We start from the raw sequence: 3,319 nt of genomic DNA, 5'->3' as shown, positions 1-3,319 counted from the left end.
GCCTGGGGCTCGGGCAGCTCGCCCAGCCGTTTGGCGAGCGACCGGGCCGCCTCCACGACAGCCCGCGTCCGCGGGGCCGGCAGCGCCGCGAGGGCGTCCGCGACGTCGACCGGTCGCTGCTTCGCCAGCGCGCCGCAGACGTAGACGGCCCGCTGCCGGGTCTGCTGGTCGTCGTCCCACAGCAGCGGCAGCAGGTCACCGATGCGCGGCGCGTCGTCCCGCTCCACAGCGCCGGTCAGCGTCACCACCGCGGCGCACTGGATGTCGTGCCAGCCCCGGTTGTAGGTCCGGACCATCATCTCGCGCCAACCCGGCCAGCCCAGGACCGCCCGTGCGGCCGGATCGCCGAGCACCTGGACGACCGCCTCGACCAGCCGGTCCCGGGCGGGTGAGACCTTGGGCGCCGGCATCGTGCGGTACAGGGCCGCGCCGAGCAGCTGCGCCAGCTCCACCGGTCCGGCGCCCTGATGCAGGCGGACGATCTCGATGCGGCCCAGGTGGCCGGCGCCACGGTACGCGGCCCGCAGCACCGCCAGCCCGGCCGCGTCCAGGTCGCCCGGTTCCAATCGCACGAGCAGGTGCCGGCCCAGGTTCTCGCGCTGCGCGGCGTCCAGCCCGCTGCCCACCTGAGCCACGACGTCCAGCAGGCGGCCGAGCACCCGGGTCCGCTCGGTGGACGGTATCCGGGCCAGCAGGGCGCCGGCCGTGTTCGAGGCGAGGTTGAGCACGCTCGTCGCGCACTCGGCCATGAGGTCGGCCGCCACCTCCACGCAGGTCAGGGCCAGGCGTTCGTCGATGGTCGCGAGCCCCGCGAGGAACAGCTCCTGGTGGGTGGCCGGCAGATCCTTCGCCGTGGCGGCCAGCCGGCGTACGGCATCGCTGTCCCCGCGGGCGAGGCACGCCGTCACGGCCGCGTGCCAGCCGCGCAGCACCTGCGGGTCGAGCCGGTCCAGCAGCTCCGAGAAGCTGGCGCTGTCACCGTCGCGGCCGGTCGCGTACAGCAGCTGGGTCATGACGGGCCACAGGTGGCTGTCGGCGCCCGCGCGGTCCAGCGTGGCCAGGAACGCTTCCCGGGCGGTGAGGTCGCGCAGCAGGTAGCGGGCCATGACGAACTCGGCGCAGGTCTGGTGGAAGAAGCGCAGCCGGTCGTCACCGGACCCGCCGACGATCACGCCGGAGCTGCGCAGGCCGTCGAGGGCGGCCCGGTGGCGGTCGTCGCCGACCACGTCGGCATCCTCGAACTCCTCCACGAAGGTCGTGGTCGCGGCGGCGATGAGGTACCGGGCCGCATTCAGGCACACCTCGACCCGCGCGGGCGCGGCGCCCGGGTCGGCGGCCGGCCGGGCCCGATCGACCTTGATCTTGCGTTCCCAGTAGGCCCGGTACAGCCGCGAGACGGTCAGGTCCTCGGGCGGCTCACCCGCCGGGGCGAACAACTCACACACCAGCGACAGCAGCAGCGGGTTGCTGCAGATCTCCAGGACCGCGCTGCGCCGCGCGCCCAGGTACAGCAGCCGGTCCACGAACGCTTCCGGATCCTCGGCGGCGGGACCGTGCCGGAGGAACTCGCGGGCGAACGAGCGGACCTCCGCGCGGTTCAGCGGATCCAGGCGTACGGATCGGAGCAGTCCCGCCAGCAGCGGCGCCCGTCCGTCCACGCCCTGCAGGAAGGTCTCGAACTCGAACTGACGGCAGGTGCACACGACGGCGACCCCGGCGTCCACGACCCGCCGCAGGAACTGGGACAGGACCGGCACGGTCGACGAGTCCAGGATCAGATCCACCGTGTCGATCAGCAGCACCACCCGCCCGTACGCGTCGCGCAGGCCGGCCAGGGCGGCGAGCAGCGAGTCACCACTGCCGGTGGCCTGTCCGGCGGCCCGGTCGAGCGCCGGCACGTCGGCCGGGCGCCCGCCGACGAGGGCCGCGCAGCTGAGCAGGACGACTCCGAGGTCCTCGCGCTCGGCGGCGCTGTCGTACAGCTGCCCGAGCAGCACGCTCTTGCCCATGCCGGCGTCGGCGACCACGGCGATGACCGCGGGCCGGTCGATCACCTCGGTCATCCGCGGCACGAACACGCCGTCGACGATCGACCGGCGCTGCGGCGGCACGACCCCCGCCCCGTCGAGCGCCGCCCTGGTCGGCGCGTAGTGCCGGGGCGCGGGTGGGTCCGGCGCAAGATCGTCGAGCCGGATCAGCTCGACCAGGTCGGCCCGGCCCGCCTCGGGCAGCGCGTCGCGCAGGTCGGGCAACCGGCGCCGGGACTCGGCCCACTCCCACAGCTCGCGGGGCTCGTCGCCGGCCTTGAAGCTTCGGCGTTCGTGCGAGGGGACGCCGATCAGATCGGCGACGTCCCGCCAGCTGTCGCCGAGCCGCCGGCAGAACTCCACCTTCGCCCCGGGGTCGGCGCGGTCGCCGGCGGTCGCCATCGGTCCAGATTGGCACATCCGCCGGACCCACCGGCCGACGCCTCCCGCGTGCTGATCAAGTCTCAACCGGCGGTTCAACGATACGATTCATGGACATGGCACTGAGCACCGACACTGTGCCCGGGGACTTCGACCTGGCGATGGACGAGCTGCGCGTCGTGGCGCGTTACGTGGTCCAGCACGCCGAGGACGTCCTGCCGGTCTTCGAGAACGCTGTCCCCGGCGATCCGCGCCCACGGGCGGCCATCGAGGCGAGCTGGGCGTTCATCAACGGCGCCCGCCGGACGAAATGGCAGCGCGTCGCTTCCCTCGACGCCCATCGGGCCGCCCGTACCGCGCCCTCCGAACAGGCCCGGCTGGCCGCACGATGCGCGGGTGACGCCGCGTCGGCCGCGTACCTGCACCCCATCGCCCAGGCCGGCCAGGTCGGCCACATCCTGCGAGCGGCCGCCAGTGCCGCACGCATCGGGGAGCTGGCGGCCGGCGATGATCCCGCAGCCGGGAACGCCCTGCTGGAACGGTCTCTGCACCGGGCGACACCGGCGCTGATCGACGTTCTGCGCCGCTACCCGCCCGCGTCCGTGGGCCGTAGCCGGGTCGCGCAGCTGATGAGCGCCCTGGACCGCGCCCTGCGCCAGGGCGGGCAGGCCTCATGATTCTGCCGAAGATCCGTGACCCCCGGTTCGTGACGATCCGCCGGGGCGGCACCCTCACCGACGACGACCACCGGCTCCTCGCGCTGTGGGCCGCCTCGTGCGCGGAGCACGTCCTGCCGTTCTTCGAGGCGGCCCGGCCCGCGGACCCGCGACCGCGCCAGGCGATCGAGCACGCCCGGGCCTGGGTCCGCGGCGAGGTCAAGATGATGCAGGCCCGCGCGGCGGGCGGGCACG

The 3,319-nt window shown here is 74.2% G+C and carries 3 protein-coding genes; 2 read left to right on the top strand and 1 reads right to left on the bottom strand.

The window, feature by feature from the left end; genetic code table 11:
- A partial coding sequence (locus AB0C29_RS39820) for a hypothetical protein (RefSeq protein ID WP_360831962.1) occupies positions 1 to 2,429 on the bottom strand: 2,429 nt, incomplete at its 3' end.
- Between the two features lie 95 nt (positions 2,430 to 2,524).
- Here AB0C29_RS39820 and AB0C29_RS39815 point away from each other — a divergent pair.
- Together AB0C29_RS39815 and AB0C29_RS39810 are read left to right on the top strand one after the other, a co-directional pair.
- Positions 2,525 to 3,085 (top strand): putative immunity protein, encoded by a 561-nt coding sequence (locus tag AB0C29_RS39815; protein WP_360831960.1) that lies wholly within the window; start codon positions 2,525 to 2,527, stop codon positions 3,083 to 3,085.
- Positions 3,082 to 3,319: putative immunity protein (locus AB0C29_RS39810; protein ID WP_360831958.1), on the top strand; the 238-nt coding region annotated here is incomplete at its 3' end. The genes AB0C29_RS39815 and AB0C29_RS39810, both read left to right, overlap by 4 nt.

Origin of the sequence: Actinoplanes sp. NPDC048791 (assembly GCF_040650095.1) — a bacterium.
In the GTDB taxonomy this organism is placed as follows: Bacteria; Actinomycetota; Actinomycetes; order Mycobacteriales; family Micromonosporaceae; genus Actinoplanes.
Note: the sequence above shows the minus strand (reverse complement) of the source record. Positions and strands in the feature narration are given on the sequence as shown.